The 20,898-nt window shown below is 62.7% G+C and carries 14 protein-coding genes; 9 read left to right on the forward strand and 5 right to left on the reverse strand.

The genetic code is table 11. The annotated features are described in order from the left end of the window. Positions 1 to 6 precede the first annotated feature (6 nt). From WBQ96_RS10340 to WBQ96_RS10380, 9 genes are all read left to right on the forward strand, one after another. Positions 7 to 1,008, forward strand: coding sequence for a 4-hydroxyproline epimerase (locus WBQ96_RS10340; RefSeq protein ID WP_336550116.1), 1,002 nt, complete (start codon positions 7 to 9; stop codon positions 1,006 to 1,008). 328 nt (positions 1,009 to 1,336) lie between these two features. Then, a complete protein-coding gene (locus WBQ96_RS10345) occupies positions 1,337 to 2,239 on the forward strand; it encodes a branched-chain amino acid ABC transporter permease (RefSeq protein ID WP_165118253.1) in 903 nt (300 codons plus the stop codon). Positions 2,240 to 2,243: 4 nt separating this feature from the next. Continuing rightward, positions 2,244 to 3,812, forward strand: a complete 1,569-nt coding sequence (gene livM / locus WBQ96_RS10350; protein ID WP_336550113.1) for a high-affinity branched-chain amino acid ABC transporter permease LivM — start codon at positions 2,244 to 2,246, stop codon at positions 3,810 to 3,812. Positions 3,813 to 3,829: 17 nt separating this feature from the next. After that, entirely contained in the window at positions 3,830 to 5,623 is a 1,794-nt protein-coding gene (locus WBQ96_RS10355) for an ATP-binding cassette domain-containing protein (RefSeq protein ID WP_336550110.1), read from the forward strand. Further along, complete coding sequence (locus WBQ96_RS10360) at positions 5,623 to 6,351, forward strand: ABC transporter ATP-binding protein (protein ID WP_336550108.1); 729 nt, start codon at positions 5,623 to 5,625, stop codon at positions 6,349 to 6,351. Before WBQ96_RS10355 ends, WBQ96_RS10360 begins: the two co-directional genes overlap by 1 nt. Positions 6,352 to 6,489: 138 nt before the next feature. Then, on the forward strand, positions 6,490 to 6,837 hold the full coding sequence (locus WBQ96_RS10365; protein WP_165118257.1) for a DUF6867 family protein: 348 nt from the start codon (positions 6,490 to 6,492) through the stop codon (positions 6,835 to 6,837). 135 nt (positions 6,838 to 6,972) lie between these two features. Next, entirely contained in the window at positions 6,973 to 8,091 is a 1,119-nt protein-coding gene (locus WBQ96_RS10370) for a branched-chain amino acid ABC transporter substrate-binding protein (RefSeq protein WP_165118258.1), read from the forward strand. Between the two features lie 169 nt (positions 8,092 to 8,260). Continuing rightward, complete coding sequence (gene pyc / locus WBQ96_RS10375; RefSeq protein ID WP_336550102.1) at positions 8,261 to 11,719, forward strand: pyruvate carboxylase; 3,459 nt, start codon at positions 8,261 to 8,263, stop codon at positions 11,717 to 11,719. Positions 11,720 to 11,921: 202 nt separating this feature from the next. Further along, complete coding sequence (locus tag WBQ96_RS10380) at positions 11,922 to 13,103, forward strand: MFS transporter (RefSeq protein ID WP_336550101.1); 1,182 nt, start codon at positions 11,922 to 11,924, stop codon at positions 13,101 to 13,103. Between the two features lie 73 nt (positions 13,104 to 13,176). On the opposite strand, the gene WBQ96_RS10385 is transcribed toward WBQ96_RS10380, so the two are convergent. From WBQ96_RS10385 to WBQ96_RS10405, 5 genes are all read right to left on the reverse strand, one after another. Further along, a complete protein-coding gene (locus WBQ96_RS10385) occupies positions 13,177 to 13,335 on the reverse strand; it encodes a DUF3309 family protein (protein WP_091909152.1) in 159 nt (52 codons plus the stop codon). 120 nt (positions 13,336 to 13,455) lie between these two features. Continuing rightward, the gene (locus WBQ96_RS10390; RefSeq protein WP_336550098.1) at positions 13,456 to 16,626 is read right to left on the reverse strand and encodes an efflux RND transporter permease subunit; all 3,171 of its coding nucleotides are present in this window, start codon (positions 16,624 to 16,626) and stop codon (positions 13,456 to 13,458) included. Between the two features lie 15 nt (positions 16,627 to 16,641). Continuing rightward, positions 16,642 to 17,775 carry an efflux RND transporter periplasmic adaptor subunit gene (locus WBQ96_RS10395; RefSeq protein WP_336550097.1) on the reverse strand — a complete coding sequence of 378 codons (1,134 nt, stop codon included), beginning with the start codon at positions 17,773 to 17,775 and terminating at the stop codon, positions 16,642 to 16,644. Between the two features lie 259 nt (positions 17,776 to 18,034). Beyond that, a complete protein-coding gene (locus WBQ96_RS10400; RefSeq protein ID WP_165118266.1) occupies positions 18,035 to 18,628 on the reverse strand; it encodes a hypothetical protein in 594 nt (197 codons plus the stop codon). Further along, positions 18,625 to 20,898 (reverse strand): xanthine dehydrogenase family protein molybdopterin-binding subunit, encoded by a 2,274-nt coding sequence (locus WBQ96_RS10405; protein ID WP_336550095.1) that lies wholly within the window; start codon positions 20,896 to 20,898, stop codon positions 18,625 to 18,627. The genes WBQ96_RS10400 and WBQ96_RS10405 overlap by 4 nt, the downstream gene beginning before the upstream one ends.

A 20,898-nucleotide genomic window follows, 5' to 3' on the forward strand; every position in this document is an offset into this window, starting at 1 on the left:
GGCATCATGGCTCGGCATTCCTTCTTCTGCATCGACGGTCACACCTGCGGCAATCCGGTCCGGCTCGTTGCCGGCGGCGGGCCGCAGCTTCACGGCTTGACCATGATGGAGCGGCGCGCACATTTCCTCGCCGAATATGACTGGATCCGCACCGGGCTGATGTTCGAGCCGCGCGGTCACGACGTCATGTCCGGCTCGATCCTTTATCCGCCGACGCGCGAGGATTGCGACATCGCAATCCTCTTCATAGAGACCTCCGGCTGCCTGCCGATGTGCGGCCACGGCACCATCGGTACGGTGACGATGGCGATCGAACATGGGCTGGTGAAGCCGAAGACGCCGGGCACGCTGCGCCTCGATACGCCGGCGGGACTGGTCATCGCCGAATACAAACAGGTCGGCGAATATGTCGAGGAGGTGCGCATCACCAACGTCCCGTCCTTCCTCTATGCGGAAGGGTTGACGGTGGAGTGCCCGGTGCTCGGCGAGATCAAGGTCGATGTTGCCTATGGCGGCAACTTCTACGCCATCGTCGAGCCGCAGGACAACTACCGCGACATGGCCGATCATTCGGCCGGCGACCTGATCGCCTGGAGCCCGGTGGTGCGGCAGCGGCTGAACGAGAAATACACCTTCGTGCATCCCGAAAATCCCGGCATCAACCGGCTGTCGCACATGCTGTGGACCGGCGCGCCGAAACACGAGGAAGCGGATGCGCGCAATGCCGTCTTCTACGGCGACAAGGCGATCGACCGCTCGCCTTGCGGCACCGGCACCTCGGCGCGCATGGCGCAACTCCATGCCAAGGGCAGGCTGAAGACCGGGGACGATTTCATCCACGAATCGATCATCGGCTCGCTGTTCAAGGGCCGGGTCGAAAGCGAAACGCGCGTTGCCGAAAAGCCGGCGATCGTTCCCTCCATCGGCGGATGGGCGCGGATGACGGGATTGAATACAATCTTCATAGATGATCGCGATCCCTTCGCCCATGGCTTCGTTGTTACTTGAAAGGGGCCGCAGCACGCAGGGGTTGCCGAAACAATGCTGCCGCGATTGATGCAACAATTCGTCGTGATTTGCCTATTGGGCGCACGATTGTACGATAGAATGGAAAAGGTATCACAAATTCAGCAAGGACATTGCGTTGGGCCAATGCTAGCTTTCGCTATAGTCCAGCAAGCCAGGATCAAAAACAAGCAGCTTGGACGCATGCCTGAAGCCTTTCCGCCCGGTCGCGAAAATTGACGTTGCAATCCGAGTGCGAGGCTTTAGGACTAGGGGAAATACGAAAAGGAATGCGACCCAAAAGGCGACATTCCAGGGGAGCCGCAGCTAGATGCAATATTTTATCCAGCAGCTTATCAACGGGCTGACGCTGGGATCGATCTATGGGCTGATCGCAATCGGCTATACGATGGTCTACGGCATCATCGGCATGATCAACTTTGCCCATGGCGATATCTTCATGGTCGGCGCGTTCACCGCGCTCATCGTCTTCCTCATCCTGGTCGGACTGTTCTATTCGGTGCCCGTGGTCGTGGCGCTGCTGATCATGATGATCGTGGCGATGCTGCTCACCAGCCTCTACAACTGGACGATCGAAAAGGTCGCCTACAGGCCCTTGCGCGGCTCCTTCCGGCTCGCGCCGCTGATCACTGCCATCGGCATGTCGATCGCGCTGTCGAACTTCGTGCAGGTCACGCAAGGCCCGCGCAACAAGCCGATCCCGCCGATGGTCAGCCAAGTCTACACGATCGAGGGCATCAGCGTATCGCTGAAGCAGATCATCATCGTGGTGGTGACCGCAGCCCTGCTGGCGATCTTCTGGTACCTCGTCAACAAGACCTCGCTGGGCCGCGCGCAGCGTGCCTGCGAGCAGGACCGCAAGATGGCGGCACTCCTCGGCATCGATGTCGACCGGACGATCTCGATCACCTTCATCATGGGCGCATGCCTGGCCGCCGTCGCCGGCACGCTGTTCCTGATGTATTACGGCGTCGTGGTTTTCTCCGACGGCTTCGTGCCCGGGGTGAAAGCCTTTACCGCGGCCGTTCTCGGCGGCATCGGCTCCATACCCGGTGCTGTGCTCGGCGGATTGCTGATCGGCTTCATCGAATCGATGTGGTCGGCCTATTTCTCCATCGACTACAAGGACGTGGCCGCCTTCTCCATCCTGGCGATCGTGCTGATCTTCCTGCCTTCCGGCATTCTTGGCCGGCCAGAAGTGGAAAAGGTCTGACATCATGGTTCAAACCGTCTCCACCAGCCGGGAAGAGGTCGCAAACCCCTTCCCGCAGGCTATCCGTGAAGCGCTCTATGCCGGCGCGATCTCCTTCGGCCTGTTCGTTCTGTTCATCGGCCTCAAGAGCGACCAGAACATCCGCAACGAACTGATCCTCGTCCAGCGCTGGGGCCTGCTCGCCATCGTCGTGGCGCTGGTTATGATCGGGCGTTTCGTCGCCGTCGCCTATATCCGCCCGTTCGTGGCGAACCAAAAAATCGCCAACATCGCGACCGGCCTGTTTCCCGACAGCGCTGCGACGCGCTTCTTCCGGCTTCCCTATTTCATCGCCGCCGTCGTCATTGCCGCCGTTCTGCTGTTCTTCAGCGGCACGCTGGCGGGTGCTCTCAGCCCGCAGTCGGCCGCCTATGTCGGCCTGCTGCGCGGCGTTGCCATCATCTACGCGCTGGCGTCGGTTCTGTTCTATTTCCGCAGCTTCATCCTGGCGCATTTTTCGCTGCTGTCGGTCATTCTCCTGGTGCTCTACCCGGTCGCCATGGTGCTGATGTTCGGCTTCCAGGGTTCGCTCAAATGGGTGGACAATTTCGGCATCCAGATCCTGATCTACGTGATGCTGGCATGGGGCCTCAACATCGTCGTCGGCCTCGCCGGCCTGCTCGATCTGGGCTATGTCGCCTTCTATGCGGTGGGCGCCTATTCCTATGCGCTGCTCGGTACGCATTTCGGCTGGTCGTTCTGGATATTGCTGCCGGCTGCCGGCCTGATGGCCGCCTTCTGGGGCGTCATCCTCGGCTTTCCGGTTCTGCGCCTGCGCGGCGACTATCTGGCGATCGTCACATTGGCCTTCGGCGAGATCATCCGCCTCGTGCTGATCAACTGGCGCGAAGTCACCAACGGTTCGGCCGGTATTTCGGGCATTCCCAAGGTCAGTTTCTTCGGCCTGTTCTCGTTCAACGTCAGCGATCCGAACTACATCGCCAAGGTCTTCAACATCGCCCAGTCCGGCGCCTATTATAAGATCTTCCTCTATTATTTGATCCTCGCTCTGGCGCTGCTCACCGCATTCGTCACCATCCGGTTGCGCCGCATGCCGGTCGGCCGTGCGTGGGAAGCGCTGCGCGAAGACGAGATCGCCTGCCGCTCGCTCGGCATCAACACGACCACCACCAAGCTCACCGCCTTTGCCACCGGCGCGATGTTCGGCGGCTTCGCCGGCTCGTTCTTCGCCGCACGGCAAGGCTTCGTCAGCCCGGAATCGTTCGTGTTCCTGGAATCGGCGATCATCCTTGCCATCGTCGTCCTTGGCGGCATGGGCTCGCTCACCGGCATCGCCATCGCGGCGCTGGTGATGATCGGCGGCACCGAGATCCTGCGTGAAATGCAGTTCCTGAAGGCGATCTTCGGCGACAGCTTCACGCCGGAACTCTATCGCATGCTGCTGTTCGGCTGCGCCATGGTGATCGTCATGCTATGGAAGCCGCGCGGCTTCGTCGGCAGCCGGGAACCAACCGCCTTCCTGAATGAACGAAAATCCGTTTCAGCTTCCTTCACCAAGGAAGGGCACGGCTGATGGCTACGGGAACAGACATGAGCAAACCGATACTTTCGGTCGAGCATCTTTCGATGAAGTTCGGCGGGCTGGTCGCCATCGGCGACCTTTCCTTCGAGGCCAAGCGCGGCGAGATCACCGCGCTGATCGGGCCGAACGGTGCGGGCAAGACCACGGTGTTCAACTGCATCACCGGCTTCTACAAGCCGTCGGAAGGCATGATCCGGCTGAGCGGGCATGACGGCAAGGAGTTCTTGCTGGAACGCATGCCGGACTTCCGCATCACGGCGCAGGCAAAGGTGGCGCGAACCTTCCAGAACATCCGCCTGTTTTCGGGCATGACGCTTCTGGAAAACCTGCTCGTTGCCCAGCACAACAAGCTCATGAAGGCCTCGGGCTACACGGTGCTCGGCCTGCTCGGCATTGGCGGTTATCGCAAGGCTTCGGCCGAATCCGTCGATCTGGCGAAGTTCTGGCTCGAAAAAGCCGAACTGATCGACCGCGCCGACGATCCGGCGGGCGACCTGCCCTATGGCGCGCAGCGGCGCCTGGAGATCGCACGCGCCATGTGCACGGGGCCGGAGCTTCTGTGCCTGGATGAGCCGGCAGCCGGCCTCAATCCCAAGGAATCGCTGGCGCTGAATACGCTGCTAATCGACATCAAGGACAATACCGGCACGTCGATCCTTCTGATCGAGCACGACATGTCGGTGGTCATGCAGATTTCCGACCACGTCGTGGTCCTGGAATATGGCCGCAAGATTTCCGACGGCAATCCGGAATCGGTTCGCAACGACCCGCGCGTCATCGCCGCCTATCTCGGCGTCGACGACGAGGAGGTAGAGGACGTCCTGATAGCGGTCGGCGACGATCACGTCATCGAGCAGCTGGATGTTGGTCCGGATGCCGCGCACGGTCCGGGCACGTCCTCTTCCATGCTCGCGGGGCCGGTAAGCGACACGATCGGCCACAGCGAAGGCGAACGCATCACGGTAGCTGACGGCGCATCCAAGGCCTCGCAGGTCGATGCCCGGGCAGCCAGAGCTGCATCCGCACCCGCCCCGCTGGCAGCAGCCCCCAAAGCGGCACCAGTCAAGTCGGCTGCCAGGAAGCCCGCCGCAAAACCGGTCGAGGCGAAACCTGCTTCCGCCGCGGCGAAGCCCGAAGCAAAGGCAGCAAAGCCGAAAGCCGCGGCGATATCTGAAGCGGCGGCGAAGCCGGCAAAGCCCTCTGCCTCGCCCAAACCGGTCGCGACAGCGAAACCTGCTTCTACGGCGGCGAAAGCTCCCCCGAAGCCGGCAGCCGCTTCCGCTGGCAAGGCCTCGGCCAAGAGCGCTGCGCCCGCCAAGCCTGCAGCCAAGGCGGTTGCGTCGGCCAAGGCTGCTGCTTCCGCTAAGGCCGCCACCAGCAAGCCAGTGAAGGCAGCACCCAAGCCAGCCAGTGCCAAGCCAGCCGCCAAGGCCGCGCCTGCGCCCAAGGCAGCCGGCGTTTCCAATCGGCTCGCCGCGCCGCGCGGCAACAGGGCCGATAACTTGACCCGCATCAAGGGCATCGGCCTCGTCAACGAGAAGAAGCTCAACGAGCACGGCATCTTCCATTTCGACCAGATAGCGGCGTGGAAGAAGGCGGATGTGGTTGCGGCGGAAGCCTATCTTGCCTTCGACGGGCGCATCGCGCGCGAGGAGTGGGTGAAGCAGGCTGCGTTGCTGGACAAGGGCAAGGAGACGGAGTTCTCGAAGCGCGTCGACGCCGGCAAGGTCGCGACCAGCCATCCTTCGCAGAAGCCCAAGAGCGCCGCGCCGAAAGCGGCCAAGAGCGGGGAGCGTAAATAATGACCGGCAAAACCCTGCTTCAGGTCGAGGGCGTCGAGACCTACTACGGCAACATTCGCGCGCTCAACGGCGTCAACGTGTCGGTCAAGGAGGGCGAGATTGTTGCCCTGATCGGCGCCAATGGCGCCGGCAAGTCGACGCTGATGATGACCATCTTCGGTTCGCCGCGTGCGCGCGCCGGCAAGATCACGTTTGCCGGAACCGACATCACCGAAATGCCGACGCATGAGATCGCGCGGCTGAGGATTGCCCAGTCGCCGGAAGGACGCCGCATCTTTCCGCGCATGACGGTGCTGGAAAATCTTCAGATGGGCGCGAGCCTCGACAATCTGAAGCATTACGACGAGGACGCCGAAAAGGTGTTCACGCTGTTTCCGCGCCTGAAGGAACGCATCGGCCAGCGCGGCGGCACGCTGTCGGGCGGTGAGCAGCAGATGCTGTCGATTGCGCGCGCGCTGATGGCGCGGCCGAAGCTGCTGCTTCTGGACGAGCCGTCGCTCGGCCTGGCGCCGCTGATCGTCAAGCAGATCTTCGACGCCATCCGCGTGCTCAACAAGACGCAGGGGCTGACCGTTTTCCTCGTTGAGCAGAACGCGTTCGGCGCGCTGAAGCTGGCCACCCGCGGCTATGTGATGGTCAACGGCAATGTGACGATGAGCGGCACGGGCAAGGAACTGCTCGCCAATCCGGAAGTGCGCGCAGCCTATCTGGAAGGCGGGCGTCATTAGACCATGATCCCGAAAAGTGGAAACCGGTTTTCGGACAAGATCATGGTCAAGAAAAAGAAGAGTGTCGGCGCGATGACGGTTTCGGCGCGGTGAAGAAAAGGAGACGGACCCTTCAAGGTCTGTCCGGAGGGAAGCAAAATGCAGGGCATTCTTTATGAAGAACCCTCGATCTGGCAGTTCTTCTTCGTCACCTGCCTGCTCGGCGGGTGGGCGGCGTGGATGACGGGGCGCGCCTGCGCCCAGACCTGGCGCAATTATGTCGCGCTGGTGTTTTATCTGCTGCTGCTCGGCATCGCGATCCGGTTCATCCATCATGCGCTGTTCAACGGCACGATGTTTTCGCTGCATTTCTACATCGTCGACACGATCATCCTTCTGGTCCTGGGATCGATCGGCTTTCGATACACGCGCACCAACCAGATGGTGACGCAATATAATTGGCTCTACGAGAGAGCTTCACTGTTGAGCTGGAAGCCGAAAGGTTGACGTTCATGATTAACGCCGCGTCCTCGTGAAACGGCGTGACAACGGCCGGAAAATCGGCAAACTCATCTTTCTGCGATAGGGTGGGCATCGCATGAAAGCATCATCCACGCCCACTCAGTTAATGGGAGTGTTTCAATGAGAAAATCACTTTTGTCCGCAGTTGCACTGACCGCTCTCGTGGCGTTCAGCGGCAGCGCATGGGCGGACGTCCTGATCGGCGTTGCCGGTCCGATGACGGGACCTAACGCCGCCTTCGGCGCGCAGCTCCAGAAGGGCGCCGAACAGGCGGCCGCCGACATCAATGCGGCTGGCGGCATCAATGGCGAGCAGATCAAGATCGCGATCGGCGACGACGTCTCCGATCCGAAGCAGGGCATCTCGGTCGCCAACAAGTTCGTCGCCGATGGCGTCAAATTCGTTGTCGGCCACTTCAACTCGGGCGTTTCGATCCCGGCGTCGGAAGTCTATGCCGAAAACGGCATCCTGGAAATCACGCCTGCCGCGACCAACCCGGTCTTCACCGAGCGCGGCCTGTGGAATGTGTTCCGTACCTGCGGCCGTGACGACCAGCAGGGCGGCATCGCCGGCGCTTACCTGGCGGCGAAGTTCAAGGACGGCAAGATTGCCGTAATCCATGACAAGACGCCTTATGGCCAGGGCCTTGCCGACGAAACCAAGAAGGCGATGAATGCCGCCGGCGTCACCGAAGTGATGTATGAAGGCATCAATGTCGGCGACAAGGATTTCGGCGCGCTGATCGCCAAGATGAAGGAAGCCGGCGTTACCATCATCTATTGGGGCGGCCTGCACACCGAAGCCGGCCTGATCATCCGCCAGGCGGCTGACCAGGGCCTGAAGGCGACGCTGGTTTCGGGCGACGGCATCGTCTCCAACGAACTGGCCTCGATCGCCGGCGACGCAGTCGCGGGTACGCTGAACACGTTCGGCCCCGATCCGCGCCTGAACCCGGCCAACAAGGAACTGGTGGACAAGTTCCGCGCCGCGGGCTTCGAACCGGAAGCCTATACGCTGTACTCCTACGCTGCCATGCAGTCGCTGGCCGCCGGCGCTGCCGCCGCCAAGTCGGTCGATCCACAGGAAGTTGCGAAAGCCATGAAGGGCCTCGCTCCGTTCCCGACGGTGCTCGGCGACATGTCGTTCGACGAGAAGGGCGACCCGAAGCTGCCGGGCTACATCATGTATGAGTGGGTCAAGGGCGACGACGGCAAGTACACCTACAAGCCACAGATGTAAGCCGACTGGCTTCAGACTGTCTTGAACAGATGCCCGGCGCTTGCGTCGGGCATTTTTTCTTGCTGCAAATTAAATCGATTGAAATTAGTTCTTCGATTTGGGTTGCACTGCAGCAATTTCCCGCTAATCATGCGCCGGCCAATTTCCCTCGGTGTATGGAGCCTTGCTAGTGCCCATTTCGAAGATCCTCGTCGCCAACCGTTCCGAGATTGCCATTCGCGTGTTTCGCGCCGCCAATGAACTCGGGCTGAAAACGGTCGCGATCTGGGCCGAGGAAGACAAATATTCGCTGCACCGCTTCAAGGCAGACGAGAGTTATCAGGTCGGGCGCGGGCCGCATCTCGCCAAGGACATGGGCCCGATCGAGAGCTATCTGTCGATCGAGGAGGTGATCCGGGTCGCCAGGCAGTCCGGCGCGGATGCCATCCATCCCGGCTACGGCCTGCTTTCGGAAAGCCCGGAATTCGCCGACGCCTGTGCCGAGGCAGGCATTACCTTCATCGGCCCGAAGCCGGAGACGATGCGCCGCCTCGGCAACAAGGTGGCGGCGCGCAACCTGGCCATCGAGGTCGGCGTGCCGGTGGTGCCCGCCACGGAGCCGCTGCCCGATGACATGGAGGTGGTGAAGAAGCTTGCTGCCGGGATCGGCTACCCGGTGATGCTCAAGGCATCCTGGGGCGGCGGCGGACGCGGCATGCGCGCCATTCGCTCGGAGGCAGATCTTGCCCGCGAAGTCGTGGAAGGCAAGCGCGAGGCCAAGGCTGCCTTCGGCAAGGACGAGGTCTATCTCGAAAAGCTGATCGAGCGCGCGCGCCATGTCGAGGTGCAGGTGCTGGGCGATACGCATGGCAATGCGGTCCATCTGTTCGAGCGCGACTGCTCGATCCAGCGCCGCAACCAGAAGGTCGTCGAGCGCGCGCCGGCGCCCTATCTCGACGCTATCCAGCGTGGCGAGCTCTGCGACTATGCGCTGAAGATCGCGCGCGCCACGAATTATATCGGCGCGGGAACCGTCGAGTTCCTGATGGATGCTGACAGCGGCAAATTCTATTTCATCGAGGTCAATCCGCGCATCCAGGTCGAGCACACGGTTACCGAGCAGGTGACCGGCATCGACATCGTCAAGGCGCAGATCCATATCCTGGACGGCTTCGAGATCGGCAAGCCGGAATCGGGCGTGCCGTCGCAGTCGGAAATCCGGCTGAACGGCCATGCCATGCAATGCCGCATCACGACGGAAGACCCGGAGCACAATTTCATTCCCGACTATGGCCGCATCACTGCCTATCGCGGTGCGACCGGCTTCGGCATTCGTCTCGACGGCGGCACAGCCTATTCGGGGGCGGTCATCACGCGGTTCTACGACCCGCTGCTCGAGAAGATCACCGCCTGGGCGCCGACGCCGACCGAAGTTATCGCCCGCATGCACCGGGCGTTGCGCGAGTTCCGTATCCGCGGCGTGGCAACCAACCTGACCTTCCTCGAAGCGATCATCACGCATCCGAGTTTCCACGACAATTCCTACACGACGCGTTTCATCGACACGACGCCGGAACTGTTCGCGCAGGTGAAGCGGCAGGACCGCGCAACCAAGCTGCTCAACTATCTGGCCGATGTGTCGGTCAACGGTCATCCCGAAACGCGGGGCCGTCCCGCACCGAAGGATGATGCGGCAGCCCCGATCGTGCCCTATCTCAACGGCAAGGTTCCGGACGGCAGCAAGCAGCGACTCGATGCGCTCGGGCCTGAAAAGTTCGCGGCCTGGATGCGCGATCAGAAGCAGGTTCTCGTTACCGACACAACGATGCGGGACGGCCACCAGTCGCTGCTCGCGACGCGCATGCGCACCCACGACATCGCTCGCATTGCCGGCACCTATGCCCGCGCCCTGCCGCAGCTTCTGTCGCTGGAGTGCTGGGGCGGTGCGACCTTCGACGTCTCCATGCGCTTCCTCACCGAAGATCCGTGGGAACGGCTGTCGCTGGTGCGCGAGGCGGCCCCGAACCTGCTGCTGCAGATGCTGCTGCGCGGTGCAAACGGCGTCGGCTACACCAACTATCCCGACAATGTCGTCCAGCACTTCGTCAAACAGGCAGCCGATGGCGGCATCGACCTGTTCCGCGTCTTCGACTGCCTGAACTGGGTCGAGAACATGCGCGTGGCCATGGACGCCGTGCGCACCGAGGGCAAGCTCTGCGAGGCGGCGATCTGCTATACCGGCGATATCCTCGACCCCGCGCGGGCAAAGTACGATCTCAAATATTATGTCGGCCTCGCCGGCGAACTGGAGAAAGCCGGCGCGCATATCATCGCCGTCAAGGACATGGCCGGCCTGCTCAAACCGGCAGCGGCGCGGGTGCTGTTCAAGGCGCTGCGCGAGGCGACCGACCTGCCGATCCATTTCCACACGCATGACACGTCCGGCCTGTCTGCAGCGACAGTGCTTGCTGCCGTGGAAAGCGGCGTTGATGCGATCGATGCGGCGATGGATTCGGTGTCCGGCAACACCTCGCAGCCTTGTCTCGGCTCGATCGTCGAGGCGCTGAAGGGCGATCCTCGCGATCCCGGCCTCGACCCGGAATGGATCCGCCGCATCTCCTTCTACTGGGAAGCGGTACGCAACCAGTATGCCGCCTTCGAAAGCGACCTCAAGGGTCCGGCCTCGGAGGTCTATCTGCACGAGATGCCGGGCGGCCAGTTCACCAACCTCAAGGAACAGGCGCGCTCGCTGGGGCTTGAGACGCGCTGGCACGAGGTGGCGCAGGCCTATCACGACGTCAACCTGATGTTCGGCGACATCGTCAAGGTGACGCCGTCCTCCAAGGTCGTCGGCGACATGGCGCTGATGATGGTGAGCCAGGACCTGACGGTGGCCGATGTCGAAAACCCCGACAAGGACATCGCGTTCCCGGACTCGGTCGTGTCGATGCTGCGCGGCGATCTCGGACAGTCGCCGGGCGGCTGGCCGAAGGCGTTGCAGAAAAAGGCGCTGAAGGGCGAAAAGCCGATCACTGTGCGCCCCGGCTCGCTGCTCAAGCCTGCGAATCTCAAGGCCGACCGCAAGGAGATCGAGGAAAGGCTTGGCCGCGAACTGAGCGAATTCGAGTTCTCGTCATGGCTGATGTACCCCAAGGTGTTCACCGATTTCGCCGGCGCGCAGGACACTTATGGTCCGGTCAGCGTGCTGCCGACGCCGGTCTATTTCTATGGCATGGCGTCCGAGGACGAGATCTTCGTCGACATCGAAAAAGGCAAGACGCTGGTCATTCGTTGCCTCGCCATCGGCGATGTCGATGAAAAGGGCATGGTCACCGTCTTCTTCGAGCTCAACGGCCAGCCTCGCCGCGTGAAGGTACCGGATCGCGCCCATGGCGCTTCTGCAGCCAAGGCCCGCCGCAAGGCCGAGCCGGGCAACGAGGCCCATGTCGGCGCGCCGATGCCGGGTGTCGTCTCGACGCTGGCGGTGGCGGCTGGGCAAGCGGTGAAGGCCGGCGACGTGCTTCTGTCGATCGAGGCGATGAAGATGGAAACCGCGCTCCATGCCGAGCGCGACGGCACGATAGTCGAAGTGCTGGTCAAGGCGGGCGACCAGATCGACGCCAAGGATCTGCTGGTGGTCTTCGGCTGAGAGACCGCTCGCTAATTCTACCCTGCCGCCAAATGTATCGGCAGGGAGAAGTTTCAACGACTTCCTACTCTTGCCGCATTGGCGCGAAATAAGCGGGCTGGACAACGCGGCTGGCCCAATATTTCGCCGGGCTTTATGCGTTGACAAGCAATTAAACCGATTTAATTGTCGGTAAATCGTAAATCCGGACGCAGAATCGCCTATGAACGCATCGAACACGATCGCTGCCGCGAAGAAAGGCCGCTGGGCAGTTGCCGCCGCCTTCTTCGCCAATGGCTTCGTCACCGGAAGCTGGGCGCCGCAGATTCCCGTTTTCCTGACGCGGCTCGAGATCAGCGAATTCACGCTTGGCCTGCTGATCCTCGTGTTCGGCATCGGCGCCATCGCCTTCATGTCGTGGTGCGGTCATCTTATCGCGCGTCACGGCTCGCGCAGCGTCATGCGCTGGTTCGGCATTGCGGCCGCCTTCGGCCTGCTGATCGTGGCACTCGCGCCCAATGTGCCTCTGGCCGCACTCTCGATGCTGCTGTTCGGCGGGGTCATCGGCGGCATGGATGTGGCGATGAATTCCAATGCGGTTGCCGTCGAGAAGAAGCTTTCGCGGGCGATCATGTCGTCCTCGCACGGCTTCTGGAGCCTTGGCGGTTTCGTCGGCGGCGGCATCGGCGGCATCGCGATCCAGACCTATGGCTATCTCGCCCATGCGGTGGGCGTCACCGTGGTGGCGCTTGTCGTCCTGGGATTTGCGCTGCGCCACCTCATCGTAGAGGACAGGCATGTCGCGGCCGAGCATCGCAAGTTCTCGCTGCCGAGAAATCCGGCGATCTACCTGGTCGGCGTGATGGCCCTGTTCTCGATGATCCCGGAGGGTACCGTGCTCGACTGGGCGGCGCTTTACCTGCAGCAGGAATTTGGTGCGGATATCGCTACGGCCGGTTTCGCCTTCGGCTGCTTTGCCGGCACCATGGCGCTGGTGCGGTTTTTGGGCGATGCCATCAGGAACCGCTATGGTGCCGTGACCACGCTCAGGGTCTCGAGCCTGATCGCGGCTGCCGGCATGCTCGTCGCGGGCTTTGCGCCGACGCCGTGGATTGCCATCGCCGCCTTCGCCTTCTGCGGCCTTGGCATTGCGAACATGGTGCCGATCGCCTTTTCGGCTGCCGGCAATCAGCCCGGCATGTCGGCGGGTGCCGGCATGAGCGTCGTCACCACCATGGGCTATTCCGGTATATTGGTGGCGCCGTCCGCCATAGGCTTCATCGGCGGGCACACCGGTTTTGCGCCGGTGTTCGTGGCGGTTTCGGCACTGCTGGTCGTGGTGTTCCTGCTTGCCGGATTGGCACGCTCGGCTGATTTTGTGCCGGCGGCGCAGCCTGCCGAATAGCTTTGGGTTTCAAGGCCATACAAAAAAGCGCGCCGTTATGCGGCGCGCTTTTTTGTTGCAGGCAGATTGCCTGTCAAATCCGTCCCATCAGAAGCAGGACGAGCAGCACGACGAGGATGATGCCGACGATGCCGGATGGGCCATAACCCCAGGCGCGAGAGTGCGGCCAGGCGGGAACCGCGCCAATCAGGATCAGAATGAGAATGATGATCAGAAGTGTTGTCAGCGTCATGGCAATTCCCTCGTGTGGAGTGTTGCAATGAACTGACAATGCGCAATCGCGCCACATTGTTCCGCCAGCTGCGAAACAGCGGCCGCCCCGATTGCCCGGGACGGTCGCTTTCGCTTCGATTTATTCGGCGGCCTTGGGGTAGGCGACCGGTTCGGCAGTGGTCACCACGGGAGCTCCCTCGGTGGTCGCGTCGGCCTTCTTGCCGCGCCGGAACAGCCGGCTGAACCAGTTGCGCTGCGCGCCGGGCTGGCGCTTTGCGCGGGTGAACACCATCAGCATGGCCGGCGTCACCACCAGCGTAAGCACGGTGGCAAACGACAGGCCGAAGACGATGGCGCTGGACAGCGAAATCCACCACTGGGTCGACGGCGCGTTGATCGTCGTCTCGTGGTGAAAGATTTCCAGCCCGAGGCCGAAGGCTATCGGCAGAACGCCGAGGATGGCCGAAACCGCGGTCAGCACCACCGGCCGTGCACGCTCGCGGCAGGTCTGAAGGACGGCTTCTGTCTTGTCCCAGCCTTCCTCGCGCAGCCGGTCGTAGGTGTCGATCAGCACGATATTGTTGTTCACCACCACGCCGGCCAGCGCGATGACGCCGATGCCGGACATGACGATGCCGAAAGCCCCACCGGTCAGGAGCAGGCCGAGGAACACACCGATCGTCGCCATGACCACGCAGGACAGCACCAGCCAGACGCTGGTGAACTTGTTGAACTGCGCCAGAAGCACGAGGAAGATCAGGAAGATCGCGGCGCCGAAGGCCTTGCTGAGGAAGGCGCTGGCCTCCTCGCTGTCCTCGTTGGAGCCGGCGAGCTTCCAGCGCACGCCTTCCAGCTTCATGTCGGTGACTGCCTGGCTGACCTGCGCCTGCACCGCGGCGACCTGCTGGCCGGCGGCGACGTTTGCCTGCACCACCACTGTGCGGGCGCCGTCGATGCGATGGAGGATGCCGGTGGTCGGCTCCGGCTTGCGGACGACGAAGTTGGAGATCGGCACGGAGCCCTGGCTCGTTTGGACCCGGAGTTCGTCGAGCGCCGACAGGGTACGCCGGTCTTCCGGCAGGCGCAGGCGGATGTCGACCGCGTCGTCGGCGCCGGCGGGCCGGTACTCGCTGAGCTTCAGGCCGTTCGTCACCAGCTGGACGACCGTTCCAACCGAAGTCGGGCTGATGCCGTATTGCGCGGCCTTGGCCCGATCGACGGTCAGCGCCCAGTCGACGCCGGGCGGCGGCAGGCCGTCCGAAATGTCGATGACGCCGGGTACCTGGGCAATGCGGGCAGCAACGTCGCGCGCCTTCTGGTCGAGGCCGGCCGGGTCGGCGGCGGAAAGCCTGATCTGCACCGGCTTGCCTGTGGGCGGGCCGGCGTCAGGCACGCGAACTTCCACGTCGACGCCCGGAATGCCGGCCATCACGCCACGCAGATCGTCGAGGATGCTGTTGGCCGACTTGCGCTCGCGCCAGTCGACGAACTCGTACTGGATTACGCCGACGACGTCTTCCGGTATGTCCTGGCCGCCGCCCTGCGTCTTGCCGACGCGGGTGTAGACCGACTTGATGCCGGGCCAGCCGAGCAGCCTGTTTTCGGCAGCCTTGGTGGCGGCGTCCATTTCGGCGAGCGACAGGTTGCCGCGCGCATGGACGTAGAGAAGGCCGTAGTCGGGCTCGACATTGGGGAAGAATTCGACGCCAGCGCCATATTTGCCATAGGCCATGAACACGCCCACCAGCAGCGCCACGGTCAGCAGGCAGACGGTAATCGGATAGCGCACGGCCTGCTTGACGATGGCCATGTAGCGGCCGTCGCGATGTTCTTCCTCGTGGACAGGCGCCTTGGCGAAGATGGCCCCGAGCGTCGGCGCAAACACCAGCGCATAGAGCATGGACGCTGCAAGCGTGACGATCAGTGTGATCGGCAGGTATTTCATAAAATCGCCGATGATGCCGGGCCAGAACAGCAGCGGCGAGAAGGCGGCGATGCGGGTCATGGTGGCGGCGATGACCGGGCCGGCCATGCGCTGGGCGGCCAGCGCGAACGCCTCCTCCTTGGGCATGCCTTCGCTCATGCGGCGCTCGGCGAATTCGGTGACGATGATGGCATCGTCCACCAGCATGCCGACCGCCAGGATCAGGCTGAACAGCACGATCATGTTGATCGTGAAGCCCATCATGGCGAGCAGCAGGATGCCCATCAGGAACGAGGACGGGATCGCCAGGCCGATGAGCAGGGAGGCCCGGCCGGACAGCGCGTAGAGGATGACGATGAACACCAGGATCACGGCGATCATGACGTGGTTCTGCAGGTCGCCGAGCAACTGGTTGACGAAAACCGACTTGTCCTGCGTGTAGGTCACGTTCATGCCTTGCGGCATGACCTTGATATAGGCGTCGGCCACTTCCTTCACATGGCCGATCGTATCGATAAGATTGGAGCCGATACGCTTCTTGACCTCGATGGCGATGGCCGGCTTGCCGTTAAGCCGGGTGATCGTCTCTGCGTCGGCGAAGGTCGATCGCACCGTGGCGATGTCCTTGGCCTGGACTACAGCGTTCGGGCCGGCGACGATCGGGAGTGAGGCCACATCCTCGGGCGTCTCGATCAGGGACGGTACCTTGACCGCGTATTTGCCTTCTGAACCTTCGATGTTGCCGGCGGCGACAAGGCTGTTGGACGCCGCAACGCCCTGGATCAGCTGGTCGAGCTGCAGGCCGTAGGACGACAGCTTCATCGGGTCGATAAGCACCTCGACAAGGTCGTCGCGGGCGCCCTGCAGCGAGCCTTCGAGCACGCCGGGGATCTCTTCGATGCGGTCGCGCAGTTCGCGCGCGGCAGCGGTCAGCACGCGCTCCGGCACGTCGCCCGACAGCGTCACGACAAGGACGGGAAACTCCGAGATGTTGACTTCGTTGACGGTCGGCTCTTCTGCCGCCTGCGGCAGGTCGGCTTTGGCGTCCTGCACCTTGGAGCGGGTGTCCTGCAACGCGGTCGCCAGATCGGTCTGCGGCTGGAATTCGACCAGCACGTAACCACCACCCTGGAAGGCGGCAGAGCGCATTTCCTTCAGGCCCTTGAGGCTTTTCAGCTTGCTTTCCATCGGCCGGAGCAGAAGGCGCTCGGAATCTTCCGGCGAAATGCCCTGGTAGATCAGGCTGATATACATCATCGGAATCGGAACGTCAGGTTCCGCTTCCTTGGGCGTGGACTCATAGGCGATGGCGCCCGCCAGCACGAGGAAGAACAGCACCGATATTGTTAGGCGCGCGTTGTTTATTGCGAGCTTGACGATATTCATGCTCTGTGGTCCCGCTTATTGCGTGCTGCCGGTAGTTTCGCCCATCAGCTTGCGCAAGGTTTCCTGGTCGGCATCGACGGGCTTGACCACGTCGCCTTCCTTCACCAGTTCCTGGCCAGCTACGATAATCCGGGCGTCACTTGGAATGCCGCCGAGCACCAGCCCTTTCGGCGAATCATCGACGAGATCGATCGGGAAGAAGGTGACCTTGTCATCCTTGTCGACGGAACGAATGCCGAGATCGCCCTTGTCGCCCAGCGTCACCACCGAGCGCGGCAGCATCACTGCGTCGGTCGGCTGTGCGCTCAGCGCGATTTCGGCGGTCATGCCGGCCGGAATTGCGCCGTCGGCATTGGGGATGGCGATTTCGATGCGGAAGGTGCGGGTCGCCGAAGACGCATCGCGGCTGATGTAGCGCACCTTGCCCTTGACCGTCTGGTCGTTGACCATGCGCACATCGGCCTCGTCGCCGATCTTGATGTAGCGCAGGTCGCGCTCGCTGATTTCGCCGCGCGCGATCACCGGGTCGAGGGCGAGGATGGTCGCAACCTCGCCGCCCTGCATGACGGCGCTGCCAAGTTCCACCGGAACGCGGTCGATGACGCCGTTGAACGGGGCCTTCACCTCGTTGCGGTCGAGTTCGGCCTGGGCTGTGTCGAGCAACGACTGGGCCGAGGAGAGATTGGAGCGCGCGGTGTCGAGCAGGAGTTTTGCCAGATTGCCGGTCTTGGCCAGCCGCTCGGCCGCGTCCAGCTCTGCCTTGCGCTGCACCAGGACCTGCTTGGCGTTGGCAACCGCCGACAGCTTTTCCTCTGCCGCCAGCATCAGCACGAGATCGCCGGTCTTGACGCGATCGCCCTGCTTGACCGGCAATTTGTCGATGACGCCGGCGACGCGGGTCGCCAGAACAGCGCGCTTGTCGGCCTCGGTCAATCCGGAGATGCGGATGACGCGCGCATAGGTGCGCTGCGGCGGCGTGATGACGGCGACGGTGCGGGGCGGAGCCTTTGGCACCTCTGTCTCGGCCTTCTTCTTTTCGGCTTCGGTGGCAGCACTGCCGACGGAGGAGAACTCGCCCGTGCCCATCCAGGCGGCAAAGCCGATGAGCACAATGATAGCGGCAAGCTTGTGGAACCTAATCTTGGCCATGACCATTTCCAATGTAAGGGCCCCGGCGAGGCCACTCTCGTGCTTGAGGCGCGCCGCCGGATATGGGTGCGCCTATCGCCGGGTTCAATCGGTTCGTTCGCGAAAAGTTGAACGGTGAGCGCCTTTTATCGCAAGTTTGTGACGCAAAATAGTCAGAAAAATTCATAGGTCGCCCAATCCTGACATTGGGTTGTCAGGAGCTCTGGTTAACCGGCGAAGATGACGTCAGCCTTGCATATCCAGGCCGACGGTTTGCAGATTACGGGCAGGGCGCGCCGGCGGCCGCCCATTTCTCTATTGCCTGATAGGTTTCCTCGGCCGATCCGGGAGCCGGTTCGCGCCCAGGCCCGGGGCTCCAGCCCCAGCCGACGAGTTTGTCGCTGCGCACATGCTCGGCGACTTCGGCGAGCGTCCTGCCACCATTGCGCGCCGGGTCCTTGATCTGGGCGCAGATTTCGCCGGACGACTTTCCGAACCAGACCATTTCGGCTGGTGCCAGATGCCAGTTCTCGGCACCGGGCGGGCCGTGCAGCACGGCGGAGTTGGTCTCAAAATGGCAGGTCATGCAGCGCAACCCCGGATTGCCCAAGCCCGAACCGTCAATGCCGCGCTGAACGTTGAAGGCGTGGAAGCGGGTCTTGCCGTAATGCGCGCCCGACCAGCGCGGATGATCATCCTCGACATGGCAGTTGGCACAGCGCGGATGCGAAAACACCGCGTAGATCTTTTCCCATTCCGGCAATCCCGCCGCTGCATCGACAGTCGCCGGCGTCTGGGTTTCCTGCGCCAGAACCCATGTCGCCATGGCAAAGACCATGATGGCCGAGGTCGCGATGACGATGAATGCCCTCATGCGAAACTCACTTCCTTCGAGAGCGGAAGGCTGCGTATGCGCTTGCCTGTCAGTGCGAAGACGGCGTTGGCGAGTGCGGGAATGGCCGGGGGCGTGGCGACCTCACCGACGCCTCCCATCTTCTTGGCGTTCTCCAGAATGGCGACCTCGAAGGTTGGGCACTGGAAGATGCGCATGGCGTCGAAATCGTGGAAGTTCGATTGCTCCACCATGCCGTCGGCAAAGGTGATCTCTTGGCCCATCGCCGCCGACAGGCCGTAGATCGCGCCGGAGACCAGCTGTGCCTCGATGATGCCGGGATCGATCGCCGTGCCGACGTCGGCGGCGATCCAGACCTTTTCGATGCGGATGCCAGCCGGCGTGTCGGCAACTTGGACGACCTCACCGACCCAACTGCCGAAGCTCAGCGTGAAGGCAAAACCCTTGGCCTTGCCGGCTGGCAGCGTCTCGCCCCATTTCGACATCTCGGCGACTTTCTCGACGACCTTCAGCGCGGTCGGGTGTGCCGTCATCAGCTTCCGGCGCAGCTCGACCGGGTCGGTTTTTCCGGCGGTCGCGATCTCGTCCATGAAGGCTTCGTGGAAGAAGCCGTTGTAGGAATTGCCGACGGAGCGCCAGAAGCCGACGGGCACCGAAATCTGCGCAGGGATCGCGGCGACGCGATAGTTCGGCACGACATAGGGTTGGTCGAACGAGCCCTCGGCGATGGTCTTGTCCGGTCCGACGGGCGACAGCGACGGAAACGTCCGCCGCAGCACGCTGGCGATGATCGAGGGGGAGGCGATCGTCATGTCGATGGCCACCGGAAGGCCGTCATCACCGAGCCGGGCCTGGAATTTTCCAGCTGCCGCAGGGCGGTAGACATCGTGGCGGGTGTCCTCCTCGCGTGTCCAGATGACCTTCACGGGTTTCCCGCCGGCTTCCTTCGCCAGAAGGGCGGCATAGATGGAAAAATCCATCTCGCCGCGCCTGCCGAAGCCGCCGCCGAGGAAAGTCGTGTGGACATTGACCTTGTCCTGCTCGATACCGGCAGCACCGGCGCAAAGCTGGCGGGTTATGGTCGGCATCTGGTTGGGCGACCAGATATCGAGCACGCCGTCCTTCAGCCGGGCCGTGGCGTTCATCGGCTCCATGCAGGCATGGGCGAGATAGGGCGCGGCATAGTCGGCCTCGACGATCCTTTCACGCGGCGCGTCGGCGAAGGCGGTGTCGACATTGCCGTCGTCGCGCAGCGCCGAGCCTTGCGTGGCGAGCGCGTCAGCCAGGGCCTTGGAGATTGCGGTGCTGTCAGCGGGATATTCGGCCTCAGTCCATTCGACCTCGATGGCTTCGGCAGCCTTGAACGCCGCCCAGGTATTTTCGGCAATCACGCCGAAGCCATGGCCGTAGGTGGTGTCGAGCGGTACGATCTTGATCACGCCGGACATTTTTTCGGCCTTGGAGAGGTCGGACTTGACCGGCTTCGACCAGAAGCGCGGGCTCATCTTCACCGTGCCGTGCAGCATGTCGGGCAAGGTGACATCGACGCCGAAGATCGGCGCGCCGGTGACCTTAGCCAGCATGTCAGTGCGCATCTGCGGCTTGCCGAGTAGCTTCCACTCGGCCTTTTCCCGGAGCTTCAGCGTTGCCGGCGGCTCGATCTGCGCGGCTGCAACCGCGACCTCGCCATAGGTGACGCTCTTGCCGGATGCCTTGTGGGTGATGGTTGCGTCGGCCGTCTCCAGTTCGGAGGCCGGCACGCCAAGTTTCTTCGCTGCTGCTTCCACCAGGACATGGCGGGTTGCGGCGCCGGCCTGGCGCATCTTGTCGAAACCGTCGCGGATCGAGGAGGAACCGCCGGTGCCCTGGAAGCCGAGAATCTTGCCGAGCGCGCCCATGGCTCCACGCGCCGTCTCGGCGACGAGGCCGTCATTGTAGAAGGCGAAGGGGCCGCCTTCGGCCAGCATTTCGGAATTGTAGTAGGCGTAGGCGGCCGGGCCGTGCTCGACCTTGATCCGGTCGAGGCCGACATCCAGTTCCTCGGCGACCAGAGCGGCAAGCGAGGTTGAAACGCCTTGGCCCATCTCGGCGCGCGGCGCGATGACGGTAATGGTGTTGTCGGAGGCGACCTTCACATAGGGGTTGAAGGTGGCTTCGCCCTCGGCAAGCTCGCCTTCGAGCGGGTTGGGGTAGGGCTTGCGGTAATAGTAGTAGCCGATGGCGACGCCGCCGGCGATGGCGGCTGCGCCGATCAGGAATGTGCGGCGGGCGATCTTGCCAACGCTGGCCAT

This window comes from Mesorhizobium sp. CCNWLY176 (assembly GCF_037153935.1).
Taxonomy (GTDB): Bacteria; Pseudomonadota; Alphaproteobacteria; order Rhizobiales; family Rhizobiaceae; genus Mesorhizobium_M; species Mesorhizobium_M zhangyense.

Excerpts from the sequence above, each read along its gene's own strand:
- WBQ96_RS10345 (WP_165118253.1), top strand. The coding sequence starts at position 1,337 with ATGCAATATTTTATCCAGCAGCTTATCAACGGGCTGACGCTGGGATCG.
- WBQ96_RS10400 (WP_165118266.1), bottom strand. The coding sequence starts at position 18,628 with ATGAGGGCATTCATCGTCATCGCGACCTCGGCCATCATGGTCTTTGCC.
- WBQ96_RS10390 (WP_336550098.1), bottom strand. The coding sequence starts at position 16,626 with ATGAATATCGTCAAGCTCGCAATAAACAACGCGCGCCTAACAATATCG.
- WBQ96_RS10370 (WP_165118258.1), top strand. The coding sequence starts at position 6,973 with ATGAGAAAATCACTTTTGTCCGCAGTTGCACTGACCGCTCTCGTGGCG.
- WBQ96_RS10360 (WP_336550108.1), top strand. The coding sequence starts at position 5,623 with ATGACCGGCAAAACCCTGCTTCAGGTCGAGGGCGTCGAGACCTACTAC.
- WBQ96_RS10385 (WP_091909152.1), bottom strand. The coding sequence starts at position 13,335 with ATGACGCTGACAACACTTCTGATCATCATTCTCATTCTGATCCTGATT.
- WBQ96_RS10355 (WP_336550110.1), top strand. The coding sequence starts at position 3,830 with ATGAGCAAACCGATACTTTCGGTCGAGCATCTTTCGATGAAGTTCGGC.
- WBQ96_RS10405 (WP_336550095.1), bottom strand. The coding sequence starts at position 20,898 with ATGGCCAGCGTTGGCAAGATCGCCCGCCGCACATTCCTGATCGGCGCA.
- WBQ96_RS10365 (WP_165118257.1), top strand. The coding sequence starts at position 6,490 with ATGCAGGGCATTCTTTATGAAGAACCCTCGATCTGGCAGTTCTTCTTC.
- WBQ96_RS10380 (WP_336550101.1), top strand. The coding sequence starts at position 11,922 with ATGAACGCATCGAACACGATCGCTGCCGCGAAGAAAGGCCGCTGGGCA.
- livM (WP_336550113.1), top strand. The coding sequence starts at position 2,244 with ATGGTTCAAACCGTCTCCACCAGCCGGGAAGAGGTCGCAAACCCCTTC.
- WBQ96_RS10340 (WP_336550116.1), top strand. The coding sequence starts at position 7 with ATGGCTCGGCATTCCTTCTTCTGCATCGACGGTCACACCTGCGGCAAT.
- WBQ96_RS10395 (WP_336550097.1), bottom strand. The coding sequence starts at position 17,775 with ATGGCCAAGATTAGGTTCCACAAGCTTGCCGCTATCATTGTGCTCATC.